This window comes from Colwellia sp. SU-HH01217, assembly GCF_057543495.1.
Genome location: NZ_BAAJLX010000007.1, coordinates 60251 through 76151, shown reverse-complemented (window position 1 = coordinate 76151; position 15901 = coordinate 60251). Strand labels below are relative to the sequence as shown.

Annotated in this window: 14 protein-coding genes, 1 other RNA gene and 1 riboswitch; of the genes, 4 read left to right on the top strand and 11 right to left on the bottom strand. The window is 36.8% G+C overall.

Annotated elements, in window-relative coordinates; all coding sequences use genetic code 11:
- Positions 1–54: 54 nt before the first annotated feature.
- The 7 genes from ffs to dbpA form a co-directional block, all read right to left on the bottom strand.
- An RNA gene (gene ffs / locus AC27G3_RS10685) (signal recognition particle sRNA small type) lies at positions 55–151 on the bottom strand.
- Positions 152–254: 103 nt separating this feature from the next.
- The gene (locus AC27G3_RS10680) at positions 255–839 is read right to left on the bottom strand and encodes a 1-acyl-sn-glycerol-3-phosphate acyltransferase (RefSeq protein ID WP_487121398.1); all 585 of its coding nucleotides are present in this window, start codon (positions 837–839) and stop codon (positions 255–257) included.
- Between the two features lie 4 nt (positions 840–843).
- The gene (locus AC27G3_RS10675) at positions 844–1722 is read right to left on the bottom strand and encodes a DUF3014 domain-containing protein (RefSeq protein WP_487121396.1); all 879 of its coding nucleotides are present in this window, start codon (positions 1720–1722) and stop codon (positions 844–846) included.
- Positions 1723–2020: 298 nt separating this feature from the next.
- Complete coding sequence (locus tag AC27G3_RS10670) at positions 2021–2833, bottom strand: DUF2884 family protein (protein ID WP_487121394.1); 813 nt, start codon at positions 2831–2833, stop codon at positions 2021–2023.
- Positions 2834–3074: 241 nt separating this feature from the next.
- Positions 3075–3278, bottom strand: coding sequence for a hypothetical protein (locus AC27G3_RS10665; protein WP_487121392.1), 204 nt, complete (start codon positions 3276–3278; stop codon positions 3075–3077).
- 91 nt (positions 3279–3369) lie between these two features.
- Positions 3370–3453: riboswitch (cyclic di-GMP riboswitch) on the bottom strand.
- 81 nt (positions 3454–3534) lie between these two features.
- A complete protein-coding gene (gene zapE, locus AC27G3_RS10660) occupies positions 3535–4755 on the bottom strand; it encodes a cell division protein ZapE (RefSeq protein ID WP_487121543.1) in 1221 nt (406 codons plus the stop codon).
- Between the two features lie 27 nt (positions 4756–4782).
- Entirely contained in the window at positions 4783–6180 is a 1398-nt protein-coding gene (gene dbpA / locus AC27G3_RS10655; RefSeq protein WP_487121390.1) for an ATP-dependent RNA helicase DbpA, read from the bottom strand.
- Between the two features lie 169 nt (positions 6181–6349).
- On the opposite strand from dbpA, the gene AC27G3_RS10650 reads away from it, so the two are divergent.
- Positions 6350–6778 carry a hypothetical protein gene (locus AC27G3_RS10650; RefSeq protein WP_487121388.1) on the top strand — a complete coding sequence of 143 codons (429 nt, stop codon included), beginning with the start codon at positions 6350–6352 and terminating at the stop codon, positions 6776–6778.
- 38 nt (positions 6779–6816) lie between these two features.
- Positions 6817–7008 (top strand): DUF2986 domain-containing protein, encoded by a 192-nt coding sequence (locus AC27G3_RS10645; RefSeq protein WP_487121386.1) that lies wholly within the window; start codon positions 6817–6819, stop codon positions 7006–7008.
- Between the two features lie 29 nt (positions 7009–7037).
- Here AC27G3_RS10645 and AC27G3_RS10640 read toward each other — a convergent pair whose 3' ends face one another.
- From AC27G3_RS10640 to AC27G3_RS10630, 3 genes are all read right to left on the bottom strand, one after another.
- Positions 7038–7547: an RNA methyltransferase gene (locus tag AC27G3_RS10640; RefSeq protein WP_487121384.1), complete on the bottom strand. Its 510-nt coding sequence runs from the start codon at positions 7545–7547 to the stop codon at positions 7038–7040.
- Between the two features lie 126 nt (positions 7548–7673).
- On the bottom strand, positions 7674–10787 hold the full coding sequence (locus tag AC27G3_RS10635; protein ID WP_487121382.1) for an efflux RND transporter permease subunit: 3114 nt from the start codon (positions 10785–10787) through the stop codon (positions 7674–7676).
- 3 nt (positions 10788–10790) lie between these two features.
- Entirely contained in the window at positions 10791–12023 is a 1233-nt protein-coding gene (locus AC27G3_RS10630) for an efflux RND transporter periplasmic adaptor subunit (protein WP_487121380.1), read from the bottom strand.
- A 326-nt stretch (positions 12024–12349) separates the two neighbouring features.
- On the opposite strand from AC27G3_RS10630, the gene AC27G3_RS10625 reads away from it, so the two are divergent.
- Positions 12350–12826 (top strand): acyl-CoA thioesterase, encoded by a 477-nt coding sequence (locus AC27G3_RS10625; protein ID WP_487121378.1) that lies wholly within the window; start codon positions 12350–12352, stop codon positions 12824–12826.
- Positions 12827–13125: 299 nt separating this feature from the next.
- The gene (locus AC27G3_RS10620) at positions 13126–13878 is read left to right on the top strand and encodes a peptidylprolyl isomerase (protein WP_487121376.1); all 753 of its coding nucleotides are present in this window, start codon (positions 13126–13128) and stop codon (positions 13876–13878) included.
- Between the two features lie 98 nt (positions 13879–13976).
- Here the strand turns inward: AC27G3_RS10620 and AC27G3_RS10615 are convergent, their stop codons facing one another.
- Positions 13977–15890 carry a SurA N-terminal domain-containing protein gene (locus AC27G3_RS10615; RefSeq protein WP_487121374.1) on the bottom strand — a complete coding sequence of 638 codons (1914 nt, stop codon included), beginning with the start codon at positions 15888–15890 and terminating at the stop codon, positions 13977–13979.
- Positions 15891–15901 lie beyond the last annotated feature (11 nt).

Here is a 15901-nt window from a genome sequence, read left to right as displayed (position 1 = left end):
ATATTTTGGGTGTGCTATTTAGTAAAGAATTAGATGAAATAAGAGTGGTGGTAACCCTAATAGCCACACCCCGGCACATGAGTCGTCTGCTGCGGTTGCTTCCTTCCGGACCTGGCCGAGTTCACAGAGTATCATTGCGAGGGGACCAAAAGGGTCACCATAGAACGCTACTAACTATTATTACGTAAGAAATAATAGTAACGGCGCGGATTATCGCTAATCAATTAATAAGATGCAAGTACTTGTTTAAAAAATCAAACTGCTTGGGGATTTTTTGCGCACACACCAATAAAGTTCAATTTAAACTGTTCTAATTCAGAGTCAATATCATCACTAATATCTTGAGCAAGTAGAAAGTTTACAGTTCTTTTTTTAAAGTCAACACTAACAGGAACGACAGGAATATTCGCTTGACAGGCAATCAGTAAAAAACCTTTCTTCCACTCATCAGTTTTGCTTCTTGTTCCTTCTGGCGTAATAGCTAAAATTAACTCATCTACTTGTCTAAATTGGGCTACCATCTGACTAACAACTCCCTGCTTACTATTACGATGAATTGGCACTGTGCCTAAAGCTAATAATAGACCTTTAAGCGGCCAAACAAAGAGTGATGCTTTTACCATAGATTTTACGCGTAAATTAAGCGCTAACTTCACACCGATACAAATGATAAAATCCCAGTTAGAAGTATGTGGAGCAATGGCGATAATAAACTTTTTACGCTCAGGTAAGCTCCCGGTTACTTTCCAACGTAAAGTTTTTAATATCACCATCCCTAACCATTTAGATATAGTACTATTTGTTTTAGGCACACAAGGCGGTATATCAGTTAATAGCATTGAGTTATTCTGACTTCTCGTCTAGCTTTTCACTAAATTCAAGCAAGATTGATTTGATCACCAAGACATTCTCTTTACCTAAACGAAGTAATAATTTGTCAACATCATCTAGCGCTTCAATTTCTGCGTCTTGATACTTATACATTACACTAGGCCTAATAATTTTTAACTCTTCTTTAGGCATTTCAGCATCTAATACACGAGCGATTGCTGCTTGCACCGTTTCAGTAAAGTCATCTTCAGGGTAACCTAATTCTGCATAGGCTTCATTGAGCAATGGTTTAATTTCTATATACCAATCGACTAATTTATCGCTGTCCATTGAACGCAAAAGTTCAATATACGAAGTAAATCTTTTTTCAGATTGTGCATCCCATGTCCAGTGAGCTTGATTACTTTCATCTACCTGCTTGTCTTTTGCTGAAAATCCAACATTAGGAGAAATTAATGGACTGTATTTATAAGCTAAAGTACCTTGAGCAAAGTTATCAGTGAAAACAACTAATCGCCTAATCATGTCATCATCAATCACTAGCTTTAAGAGTTCTTTTCTCCATGTAAGAGAAGGAAGTTGCTCTCTAACCCACACATCACTCTCATTTAATGGAGGTAACGGATTAACGTCTACAGGCTCAATGATTGGCTCTAGTTCAACAACCTCTTCCACTTCAGGCGTAATAATTTCAGGGACAACAACTTCAGGCAAAGGAGCTTCTTCAATTACAACCTCAACTATTTCTTCCTCTACTTCAACTTCTTGAGGTGGAGTACTTTCGTTCGTATAAAGCCAAACCGATAAAGCTATTATCACAATAATAATAACACTCACTAAACCCCAAGAATTTGGCTTTTTGATATTTTCAACGGTTTCTGAATTTTCCATAATGTCCTATTTATTGTAAATAAAAGAAATACACTAATTTATTTTGCATTGAATTTAACTGATAAGTCATTGCAACGTTTTTTATTAATGGTTGCAAGCTTTAAAGTTAACTATTTTGTAAATTTTAGTATTGAATTGTTCAGGAGGGCTTAAGATAAGTCATTCTAGGGTATGTCACAGGAATGATATTTATTAAATAAAACAAATACAGATAAAACACTTATGGCCGCTTAATTTTTCTTTGTCAAAGCACATTAAAAAATCGATTCCGTCACAAGTGTTTAATCAGTTGCTGTCGTTAAATGCTATTTTGGTTATGCGATTTACCTTGCTTTGCAGTTAAAACATCAATATCTGCAAGCTCAGGGATGTTCGCTTGAAGTTTTGATTCTAAAACATCAATAGCAACCGCTGAGGCACATAGGTCATTACCTCGTTTTTCAAAAGATTTAGCGTGAGTTTCCATTTCATGCTCTATTTTTTCACCAAAATCTTCCATTCGAGTTTCAAACGCATCCATATCTCCACCAGAAGTTAGCATCTCTTTACCTAATGCCATTAATAAAGTCCCCATTGAGTTTTGCACTGCTTTTTCTATAACAGCTTCAATACGCTCTTCAAAGTCTTCACCAAAGATTTCATCGCCATCAATACCATCATCATTAAGGTAGAACCCTTGCTCAGCTGAAAAATGTGTTTCTATTTGTTGGTGAATAGTATCTAACTCTGTAGTGATATCTGCACCTACTTGGTTATTTTCGCCCAATAGCTCGTCAAACGTTTTCGTTAACCCATCTGAAGCTAACGATAAAGCATCTAAAGCGATCGCTTTTACTTCTGGTACAACATCTCTAATGCTGGTCGAGTATTGAGTCACTAAACTTTGCTGTTTTGCGTTTAAGGCAATAGTTTTACCTTTCACTATTAGGACTTTGTTATCGGTGATTGTGTAGAGGTTATTTTCCGAATCATCTAAAAATTCTAAGCTATCTTTAGAAACCTTTACGCCAGCTTCAAGTTGAATATCGCAACTAATTTGATGTGCAAAAGCACTAGCAGAAGCGATGCTTGTAGTTAAAACCAATAAAGAGGCTGTTAGGATGTTTTTCATGTGAAGTCCTTTATAATTTCATTGTAATTACAAAGTATATAACAAGACTGATGCCAAGTTAGCAAAGAAGGGTAACTATTTGATTTTTATTAACTTAAAAATAACTCTTACAATAAGCACAAAGCACTACCAAGTTAAAAAAACTAAATAGTGGTTATTTAAACTAAAAGTTAGTGATTCGGTACTTACTTAAACTAAGCCATAAAACAAGCACTTAAAATAAGAATACAAGTAAGCTAATTTACTTTACTTGTGACAACTTACGTATTTCAGAAAATTGGTAAGCAATCTCAGGGCTAACTTTATTATTTTTCAAATACGTTTGAAACGCACCAATTAATAACTTTAGCTGAACCAAATCTGTCATGCTAGCTTCTTCTTTATGAAACTTTGCCGCTAAATCTGTCAGTTTAGTTAGGTATTTTTTTGTTAAATTAACTTTCATTAATACTACATCCGATTTAATTTTTTATTATATTGTCGGAAAATAATGTTCGCTGTTAATACACTTAAATTATAAGTTAAGCACTATATAATTTTGTAGCCCAGCCATCATAGGTTTCCCCGTAGATCTGTGGTTTTGCGCGAATATTTTTTCAAATATCTTGCCAGATGCCATAACATTCTACACAAAGTTTATTAGATTACAACTATTCGTAACAAAATATTTCAGTGTAACCAAAACCATTAAGATATTGATTTTAGTAGTATATTCTTTGCATCTCAAACAACCTTGATTGACAGCGTTCAAACTCGAATGCTAATTGCGTTGCTTGATATAAGGCATCAATATCAACCTCAGCACTAATAATAAGACGTATATTTTGATCGTAAAACTCGTCAACCAGCGCAATAAAACGTCGAGCTTCATCATCAAAATGTCTTAGTTCTGACATTAAAACCCCGCTTCGTTGGTAGCTATCCTCTACTCCTGAAAACACTGCAGGAATTAAATCACCATGAAATTGTGGTAAATTATCTATAAGGATAGTGTCAAACATATCTGCAAGAGTTATATAATCTCGCTGGCTTCTTGGTCCTGAGCATAGCGCAAAGAAGTCAAAGTAAATCGTTTTATCGTGCATGGCTATATAATCAATATTCCGATGATTAATGCAAATATGACCCGAAGCAAGCTTGTTCTCCTGAGTAATATCAATAAAACGTTGCCTTAAGAAGTTAGGATATGCGGTGCTTGGATAAACATAATCACGATAAGGAATTCCTGTGTCTGTAATTTTAGGGGACAAAGATGAATAATGACTGTCTGATAACGATCTTCGATGATCAATTTCACCATCAATTGAAATAACCTGACAATGGTCATTAATCAGTTGAATTGTGGGTAAGAATAGAGCCCGTTGAAGTCCATTTTTATAGAGGTTTTCAGGTTGACAATTTGAGGTAGCAACCAATGTTATCCCTTGGGCAAAAAGAGCGTCCAGCAAGCCCGACATAAGCATAGCATCACCAATATCTGACACAAAAAACTCATCAAAGCAGAGTACGTCGACTTTAGTTGCCCACCTTTTTGCGATAGTGCTTAATGGATGCGTTTGTTTTGTTTGTTGCAAGGCATGTTGATTTGAAATTTCATTTAATTGCTGGTGAACACTTTCCATAAATCGATGAAAGTGAATACGCATTTTTTTATCAATAGCAAGATGTTGATAAAACAAGTCCATTAGCATGGTTTTACCACGCCCTACTTTGCCATAAAAATAAATACCTTTGATGTACCTATTTTGATTAAACAAGGGTGTTAGTTTTAAGCACAGAAGCTTAGAGAAAAAAGATGAGTTATCACTCGCTGTTAATGACACTTGGCAAGAGAGTTCATTAAGCGCATTAACAGCAAGTAATTGTGCCTCATCATAAGACAACTTCTTTGTTTCAACGAGCTGTTGATACGCTATTTTCATCGACATCAGGAATTGCTCCCAATAAAATTAAACGCTTAGGTGTCTTACTCTAAAGGTTCTCCCCTTTAACTTCCCTTTTTCCAGTTTTTTAAGGGCTAATTTAAGTGCGTTTTTATCTACTGCTACATACGCCCAATTATCCAAAACATTGATTTTACCAACTTGTGATCCTTGAATACCATTTTCACCTGTTAAAGCACCAAGAATATCGCCAGGCCTTACTTTTTGCTTTTTACCACCATCAATTTGCAGTGTAGCCATTTTGCTTTGCAATGGGGCTTGATCGAGTACAGATAAACTAGGCAAAGGCTCACCAGTAATAACTTGATCGAGGTAATCCTCAAGCAAGCCAACCTTATAACTTTCTTTCTCACTAAATAAAGAACAAGCGATACCTTTACTTCCTGCACGCCCAGTACGACCTATACGGTGAACATGAACTTCACTATCACGAGCAATATGATAGTTAATAACGGCATCTAGTGCATCAATATCTAAACCTCTTGAAGCAACATCTGTTGCAACAAGCACTGCAACACTCTTATTGGCAAAACGAATTAAGGTTTGATCTCGATCTCTTTGCTCTAAATCACCATGTAAAGCTAAAACACTAAAACCAAAGTCATGTAATTCATCGGCAACTTCTTGTGCTTCTTTCTTCGTGTTACAAAAAATAACCGTAGACTCAGGCGTATTTTTCAACAACAGTAACCTTACAGCTAATAAACGCTCCTCTACATCAGCTACTTGATAGAAGTGCTGAGTAATACTACTGCTATCATGGGTCGATTCAACTTTAGCCATTACAGGGTTAACCATAATATTCTGGGCAATTGCTTGAATTTGCTTAGGAAACGTTGCACTGAACAATAAGGTTTGACGTACTTTCGGGGCGCGCTCTACAATGTTATCTAACGCTGCTTGAAAACCCATTTCTAGCATACGATCAGCTTCATCAAGGATCAGCATTTCTAAATTATCGAGTTGTAAGGTACCTTTAATAACGTGTTCTTCTACTCGACCAGGCGTTCCAACAATAATATGAGCACCGTGTTCGAGTGAACCTATTTGTGGGCCAAATGGTGTGCCGCCACACAAAGTTAACACTTTAATATTGTGAATAGTACGGGCCAACTTTCTAATTTCTTTAGCGACTTGATCTGCTAGTTCTCGTGTTGGACATAAAATTAATGACTGGATTCTAAATCGTTTTACATTTAATTTAGCCAATAAACCTAAACCAAAAGCCGCAGTTTTACCTGAACCGGTTTTCCCTTGGCCGATAACATCTTTGCCTGCCAATATATCAGGCAGGCTCAATGCTTGAATTGGTGTCATTGACTTGTAGCCCAAAGACGATAAATTTTGCAGTAAGTCGTCGTTTAGTGCTAATGATGAAAATTCAGTCGGTTTATTCTGGCTCAAGGTAAAATCCTTCGTTAAACAATATATAGTTTGTAGACTATTTAGGCGCGCATAATAACAGCAAAGCTTAGTTACAACCAAGCATAGTTGGAATTTGTTTTTATCCAATGTTTTCTTAGGAAATCTTGTGTATTATTATCAAAATTTTCAGTAGATAAATGGACGTTTAATGAATCACCTCACCAAAGATACTCACGCTTTACAACACGAATGGACACTATTACATCACAATATCGAAAACTATGAAAAGTTTGCCTTAGTCATTAAACTTGTTGCTATACTTCTTTGCTGTTGGTTGTATATTTCAAAGTCTCCTATTATTTTAACTACCTTGATAGTGCTAACTCTTTGGGTATTAGAAGGCGTATGGAAGACTTTTCAATCTCGATTAATCGATAGAATATTATTTATTGAAAAATCGATTAATACCTCAATGGATGACTCCTATCAAGCCTTTCAATTGTACAGCACTTGGGAAAGTAGTCGCCGAAGCCAACTTGGTTTAATTAAAGAATACCTTCTAAATTCGTTAAGGCCGACGGTTATGTACCCCTATTTAATTTTAGTGCTTATAAGTTTCAGTGTTAGTTTGCTATAATCAGCGCTTAGTTAACTTATTATCAAAATATTAAAGTAATGAATCGCAAGAAAAAAATTAATCAAAGCCTTAAAAAGCGCCTAAAAAAAACAAATGCTAAATTGCAAAAAACAAACAAGCCTAAGTACATATCAAAAGCTGAAAGAGCAAAAATAGCCGCAGAATTAGATAATACGCCATGTAGTGAATCAGATAGCAATACAGGCAGTCATACAGACAGTAACAATTAATAATAGCGAGTCAAAAACTACCGTTAGCGCTAGCGTTTCACTTTAACTTTATTATTGGTATCTCTACTTTTTTTAATTAATGCATCACTGGCTATAGAGTTCTTAGACTTTGCCAAGCGATCATACAATAAAACATTTACAGAGGCGGCTAAATTCATACACCCCACAGTAGGCACATATACAACTGAGTCTGCCCTATCGATAACCCCTTGTGAGATTGTGCCATCTTCAGGTCCAAAAATATAAAGCGCATTCGCGGGGTGATTAAACTCTGGAAGCGGTGTTGCCCCTTCAATTAAATCGACACAGACAACTTGCATATTGCCTTCAATATTGTCAAGTAAGTTATCCACACACGAAAGAGGAATATTTAAACTAGCATCCTTGGTATCAGTATTGTATTTAGCTGCTCGAGCAAAGCGCTCTCCTGTAAAGTAAACCTCATTGACTTGATAGCAACCAGCAGCCCTCATAACTGCGCCAACATTAGTTGGACTTTTAGGGTTAATTAATCCAATTTTTACATATTCATTTTTCATTATGCTTAATTCCAATTATTTTTCACTATTATCCTGTAAAGCGTGAATATTTTTTCAGTTCTGAGCTGAAAAAAATGCCAACCTTGTTTAGAGATTGGCATGTAGAGATCTAATCATTTCTTATCGTTAATTCGGATTACTTGACCCTTTTATTTTTTCTCTCATCGATTGAATGAGCATATAAAAATATGGCACAAGTAACGTCCCAAATAATGTTGCAGCTACCATACCAGCAAGTACTGTAACCCCTAAAGATACACGGCTCCCTGCACCCGCACCACTTGCAAACACTAGTGGCAATACACCTAAGATAAATGATAACGCCGTCATTAGAACAGCTCTGAACCTCATTCTGGCAGCATTAAGTGCAGCATTAATAATAGTTTCTCCTGCAGCTCTTTGCTCCATTGCAAATTCAACAATTAATATCGCAGTTTTAGTGGATAAACCAATCAATAATACCAAACCAACCTGTGCGTAAATATTGTTAGCCATCCCCACGGTATACAAGGTGAGCATAGCGCCAAATAAAGCGAGGGGAACCGCAGCAATAACCGAAAAAGGAATAGTCCAACTTTCATATTGCGCCACTAAAAATAAGTAAACAAATAGTATCGCTAACGAGAATAGAATAGGCGCTAAATCTCCAGCTTCTAATTCTTGCTTTGACTGCCCAGACCATTCATAAATGTAACCTTGTGGCAATTTACTTGCTAGTTCTTCCATGACCGCTATAGCTTGTCCTGAAGAATACCCAGGAGCTGCTTGTCCAGTAATACTCGCGCTTCGATATAAGTTAAAATGCGTAATACTCGTTGGGCCTAAAATAGGTGTTAGTTTGGCTAATGTGGTTAAAGGCACCATATCACCCTCACTATTGCGCACATAATAATGACGTAGATCTGACGGATCTTTACGAAACTCAGTTTCAGCCTGAATGGTAACTCTATACGTTCTGCCAAATTGACTGAAATCATTAATATATAACGATCCTAACTGTGCTTGTAGTGTCACAAAAATATCAGACAGAACAACTCCCTGAGCTTTGGCCTTATTACGGTCAACTTCCAAGAAATATTGTGGCACGTTAGCTCTAAAAGTACTAAATACTCGCTCAAGCTCAGGTCGTTGATTTGCTTCATATATTAAGCCATTCATAACTTGCGCAAGCAATGCTGGATCTCGCCCCTCACTATCTTGAAGTTTAAATTCAAACCCTGAACTATTACCCAAACCTGGAATTGGTGGCGGATTAAAAACCATAATTTGTGCATCAGGCATCGACCATAGTTGCCCCATTAAACGAGGAATGACTTGTGCTAAACCAAGCTCAGGGCTAGTTCTTTCTTCCCAATCATTTAAAATAATAATCCCTAATGCATTATTGGAACCTGCACCACCAAGTAAGGAGAATCCAGCAACGGTAATAACGTCTTCAACAGCAGGATCATTCTCGATTATAGGTGAGATTTTATCCATCACGGCTTGAGTACGAACACTTGATGATGCATCAGGCAATTGAATATCGACAAACAAATAGCCCTGATCCTCCGCAGGTAAAAATGCGGTAGGAACAGACGTTGTTAACCAGCCGGCAGCGCCAAAAATGATCAAAACAAACAAGCCTATTCTAATCGCTCGTTTTAGCACAAAGTTAACTGCTGTAGTGTAACCACCTGTTAATTTGGTAATCCCTTGTTCAAAAGGCTTTAACCAGCCTATAGGCTTCATATTTTTTTCACTTAACAACACAGTACACAATGCAGGACTGAGTGTTAAAGCATTAAGAGAGGAGATTAATACCGCAAAAGAAATGGTAACAGAAAATTGCTTATATAATTCACCTGTAATTCCAGGCATAAAACCAACAGGAACAAAAACCGCTAACAGTACTAAAGTGGTCGCGATAATAGGTCCCGAGACCTGCTCCATCGCTTTGCTTACTGCTTCTTTGATAGGGAGTTTATCTTCTTTTAGGATACGTTCTACATTTTCAATAACGATAATGGCATCATCAACGACAATACCAATGGCTAACACTAAACCAAACAAAGTAATGGTATTAATTGAATACCCCATTACGATCATAAAAGCAAAAGTACCAATTAAAGAAACAGGAATCGCTAAGGTTGGAATGATAGTAGCCCGCCAATTTTGTAAAAATAAAAAGACAACTAAAATCACTAAACCAACAGCTTGAAAAAGTGTAGTTTTTACTTCTTCCATCGACCGAAAGATAAACTCAGTAGTATCATATGGAATGACATACTCTAGTCCGTCAGGAAAACGCTGAGCTAGCACTTCCATTTCAGCTTTAACTAACATAGCCACTTCAGTAGCATTGGCATCAGGCAATTGATAAATAACAAGGAATGCCGTTTCATTACCATCTAACCTTGCTTGGGTCGAGTAATCTTCTGCACCTAATTCAAGCCTAGCAATATCGGTTAAACGCACAAAATTACCATTTTTTTGCGCTCGGATAATCGTTTGCCCAAATTCTTCTGGTGTTTTTAAACGGCCTTTAGCTTGTATTGAATACTCGAATTTTTGATTAGGCAAAGAAGGACTGGCACCTAATTTTCCTGCCGCAACAATCATATTCTGCTCTTGCAGCGCTTGCTGGACTTCTGTCACCGTGATATTTAACGAGGCCATTCGATCAGGATTTAACCAAGCACGCATGCTATAAGTCATTTCTCCCATTACTTCTGCTGAAGCAACACCTTTAATACGACTTAAAGGTTCAACTAAATAATTAGTTGCGTAATTACTTAAAAATAATTGATCGACATTCTCTTGTGTGGAAAATAGGTTAACTCCAAGTAACATGGTGCTCGATTTTTTCTCAACATTCACCCCTTGCCTCGTTACCTCTGAAGGAAGTGAACTTGTCGCTAATGCAACTCGATTTTGTACATTAACTTGCGCCATATCGCCGTCAGTTCCTACTTTAAAGTAGACAGTAATTGAGGCACTCCCATTATTTGATGCTGTTGATTCGATATACATCATGTCTTCAACACCATTGACTTGCTCTTCAATAGGCCTGATAACTGATTCTTCTACAACCTGCGCACTTGCGCCTGGGTATACTGTCGAAATTTGGACTTGAGGAGGCGTTATTTCCGGATACATATTAACCGGCAATAAACTCATGGCAATTAAGCCGGCAAGCGAAATAACAATAGAAATAACAAAGGCGAACTTTGGCCGTTCGATAAAGGTTTTACTAATCATCGTTTAGCCCTTTTGTGCATTTTCAGTAGTGGGATCAGTCGTAATATCTGAAATCGTGCCTGTTAGCTCGTCAACAACTTTATTTACAGCGTTAACTTCAACACCAGGTCGAACTTTTTGTAAACCTTCAACAATAACTTCTTCGCCTTCTTCTAGCCCTGTGTCAACAACCCACATCGCGTTAATTCTTCGGCCTAACTCAACATGACGTTGAACAACTTTTTTGTCTTTAACCACTAAAACAAATTTTCCTTGCTGACTTTCTTGAACAGCCACTTGCGGCACTAAAGACATTTGTAATTTATCTTGGCTTTCTATTAATAACGTGACGAACAAACCTGGCAAAATGATGCCATCAGGGTTATTAAATAATGCTCGTAATTCTACGGTTCCCATACTTTGATTAATTTTTGTATCGGCAAAATCTAGCACGCCCTTTTCGGGATAAAGTGAATTATTGGGCAAACGGATAGAGAGATTAACATCAGGAGACTTCACGCCATTAATTTCTTTTTGCTTAACATGTTGTTGCGAATAAGAAACATATAAGCTTTCCTCTATTTGAAAACTTACATACATAGGATCTGTCAAGGTAAGCGTTGCTATCACATCACTTGCAGGACCAATAACATTGCCCACATTATAATTAACTTTACCTATTCGGCCAGAGAAAGGAGCACGAATAGTTGTATAACTTAAGTTAAGCTCAGCTTTTTCAACCGCCGCTTTAGCAACGCGTACTGCAGCTTTAGTTTGTGCCTCATTGGTAATTAACTTGTCTAAATCAGATTGAGAAATAAAACCATTTGCGGCAATTTCTTTACCACGTACTAAGTCTCTTTCTGCGCCATTTGCCCCGGCGATTTTACTGGTTAAATCGGCTTTAGCAGAAGCGAGTGAAGCAATGTATTCTGCAGGATCAATTTTCAATAACACTTGTCCAACTTCAACCTTAGAGCCTTCTTTGAAAGTTCGCTCTAATAATTCACCTTCAACACGAGCACGCAAATTAGCTTCTTTAGAGGCAACTGTTCGCGCAACAATCTCTCGATAATTACCGATATCTTGTGTTTTTATTTGATAAACCGAAACAGCTGGTGCTGGTGCTGCCGGAGCGGCGACTTGTGCTTTATCACAAGCGGTTAGCATTAATGCAACCAAGCCTGAAAACAATAACTGAGATAAAGGTGTTTTATTTTTAAACGGTAATTTCGCTTTAAAGTTTTGCGGCATCATCAATGCTTTTCCTTTTTAGGCCATGATTTATAAAGTAACAATCAATTATGGCACCTACTAAGAATTAGTACAGCAGTTAATTGTTAAATTATTCATCGATTTAGGATAATTTTGAAAAATGACAAATATTTACTAAAGCAACGAATATAATCCTTTGGAACATTACTTTATTTCATTAACCTAATTAGCACCTAAAAAACTATCTTAGCTGATTATCATTGGTTCACTGTGTTTATAAATAATGCATTCATAGTTGTGGCAGTGTTACTATCTCTAAAGCTTCACTCTAGCTTCAAGCTAACTATTGCAATAATTAAGGAATAATAATGAACAAACCTCAAAGAGACATCACCTTAAGATTTTTAGCCGAACCACAAGATGTTAATTTTGGTGGTAAGGTCCATGGTGGTGCAGTAATGAAATGGATCGATTTAGCCGCGTACGCCTGTGCTGCTGGATGGAGTGGAAGGTATTGTGTGACAGCGTATGCAGGTGGCATTCGATTTATTGCCCCAATACATGTAGGTTCTTTAGTTGAAGTAGAAGCAAAAGTTATTCTTACAGGTAACTCTTCAATGCATATTGCCCTTGAAGTGAACGCATGTGATCCAAAGTCTCTAAACCGACGTTTAACAACACATTGTATTGTCATTATGGTCGCAGTAGATGAAACTGGACAAAAGATATCGATTCCTACTTGGGTACCCGAATCAGAAAGTGATATAAAACAGCATGAGACTGCAGAAAGATTAATGGAAATGCGTAAAACTATTGGTGAAGAAATGGAAATTTTTGTTGATTAAACCAATACATGTTTGTTCCGTCATTTTAGTATTTATTTTCTCACTTTACTTAACTTAACTTAATTTAACCTAATCTAACTTAATTTAGCTTTAGTCACTCAACAAAAAGTATCGTTGTTAATAATATAAGCAGAATGGATTCTGCTCTCATCATATAAATTATATTTTAGTTACAAAATACTTACAGTCAACGCTGGTTGTTCAGCAATGAACAGATTATCATCATTGCCATAAAATTAATTCAATAGTGTTAACTAAAGATTAATTAACACTGAAAATAATCAATCTTGTGAGGATACATGCGTAAAAAAACATTTCAACAATTGGCTCAATCAACTTTTCTATTAAGTGCCTTAACACTTGCCACACAAGCTTCAGCGACAGAAGTAACTTTTGACACATCAGAGGGCACTATCGTTATTAATTTATTTGATAATGACACCCCTAAAACTGTAAATAACTTCTTATCGTATGTTAATAATGGCTCATATAACAACTCTGTTATCCATCGTAGTATACCTGGTTTTATCATTCAAGGAGGCGGTTACGCATTTGAAGGCGCTTTTCCATTAGTTAAATTACCTACTATGTCATCAGTGGTAAACGAGCCTGTTTACTCAAACCGTCGCGGTACAATTTCAATGGCTAAAATAGGCGGCCAACCTAATAGTGCAACCAACCAGTGGTTTTTCAACCTCGCGGATAACAGCGCAAATTTAGATGTTAACGAAAGCGGCTATACGGTGTTTGGGCAAGTCACCGAAGGCATGGATGTTATAGATAAAGTAGCTAGCTTTGAAACATGCAGCGATATACCAACTATCGACTTTGAATGTGCTGACACCAGTACACCAAGTGTTGAAACTTTTGTCACTATTTATAGCGCGACTATTTCTGATACTTCAATTGACAGTGCTGCTCAGCTTAACCCTGTTAAAAATATATCAACTGATGATTCAGACAACGATAAAGACAGTGGCGGCAGTTTAAGTATTATATCTTTGTTAACTTTAGGCTTGTTATCTATAGGCCGTAGAAAGTTTAAAAAGTAATTAAGATATATAAATATCAATAGATACAAAAAAGGAGCATTACGCTCCTTTTTTATTAGCTTGACTCATTCTAATTAGAACGAGTCATCATTAGACAATTAATAAGCAGGTACTGCTTCAATAACCTCTTTACGTGTTATTTTAGCGTCAACCTTTAATGCTCCTACATAACTACTGTATGCCGATTGAGCCAGCTGTGACACTTGCTGCTTCGTTAAATTAGGATTTTCAATTGCCTCTTCATCAGCTTCAATGACAGACTGAACTTCAAGTAAGACTAAATCACCATTAGGTAATGCGACAGTTGAGGCTGAAATACTACCTTCACTTGGGTGAGGCAATACAAATGCTTCTTTACTTATAGCTTGTGCAACATCACTACCAAAACGACCTATAGCAGGTTTAACAACAAAGCTTGAATTAACGTCTGTAAGTTGAGCGGTAATATCTTCACCCGAAGTAAACTGAGTTAATAAATCTTCAGCAGTATTCAACGCTTTTTCAGAAGCTTTATTAGCCACTAACATTGATTTAATTTCGTCAGTCACTTCAGATAATGGCTTAACTTCAGCAGGTTGGTATTCATTTAATCTAACCACGATAGCAAGGTTGTCATTAACTTCAATAACATCTGAATTCATGTTATCTGTCAGCACTAAATCTGAGAAGATTGCATCAATTACTTGTGGGTCGTTAAAAGGTAATTCATTGCCATTACGAGATAACCAATCTGTTGTTTGTACTGCTACATCTACCGCTTGTGCTGCATCGTCTAGGCTATCTGGAAATTCAAAGCTAATTTGTGCCATTTCTTGTTGTAAAGAAAAGAACTTATCCTGAGCTTTTTCATTGCTCACCAAAGATGCTAATTCTTCACGCACTTCATCGAACGATTTAGTTTGTTCAGGTTTTAAATCGGTCAATTTAATAATGTGAAAACCAAATTCAGACTTCACGACATCACTTACGTCACCAATTTCAGTTAAGGCAAATGCACTATCATCAAATGTTGGGTCCATGACACCTGGCTCAATCCACTCGAGATCACCACCGTTTTCACCACTGAAAGTATCAGTAGAAACTTCTTTGGCTAGCTCAGCAAAATCTTCACCCTGTTCCAGACGTGCAAGCACCGCTTCAATAGCACTTTTTGCAGCAGATTCATCTTCTCCAAATTCAATCAAAATGTGCGATACACGGCGCTCTTCATTTTGACGATAGTTCGCGATGTTTTCTTGGTAATACGTTGTTAAATCACTTTCTTCAACTTCAATACCTTTAGCAATTTCATTAACGTCTAAAACAAGGTAATCCACTTTTACTTGTTCAAGGTTTTCAAATCGTGTTTGATTAGCTAAATAATAACTATTAATTTCTTCGTCGCTAACTTCAACTTCCGCTTTAAATTGCTCAGCTGCAATAGTAGCGAAACGAATGTCACGTTTTTGATTTTCTAAGCGTTGAAATTGCGCTTCTTGATAAGGTAAGTTAAATTCACTTCCTACTAACCCCATACTTAATTGACGACGTGTCATTTCGGTACGTAAGTAATCTCTAAAACTTGATGATTGAAAAAATCCAGCTTGATTAATAATAGCTAGGTAACGGTTGTTATCGAACACACCATCTACTTGAAATTCAGGCATTTCACGAATAACTTCTTTTAGACGCTCATCTGAAATACGAATAGCTAAATCAACAGTACTTTGATCGATTAACGTTTCGTTAATGAGACTATCTAATACGCTGTTACGGAAGTTTGCCATGTAGGTGCTATCGGCAGACAGTGTTTCAAACATTTCACCAAATTGTTGTTCCATACGGCCACGTTGATTTTGATAGGCTTTATCAAAATCATTTTTCGTGATTTTTTGACCGTTAACTTCTGCCACTGATGTATCAACAGAATTGGAATAACTACCAATACCAGCAACAGCAAAAGTTAAAATGATTAAACCAAGGATGGATTTAGCAATCCCACCTTGTGATTTTTCTCTGATATCTTCTAACATCTTTGTCTCTT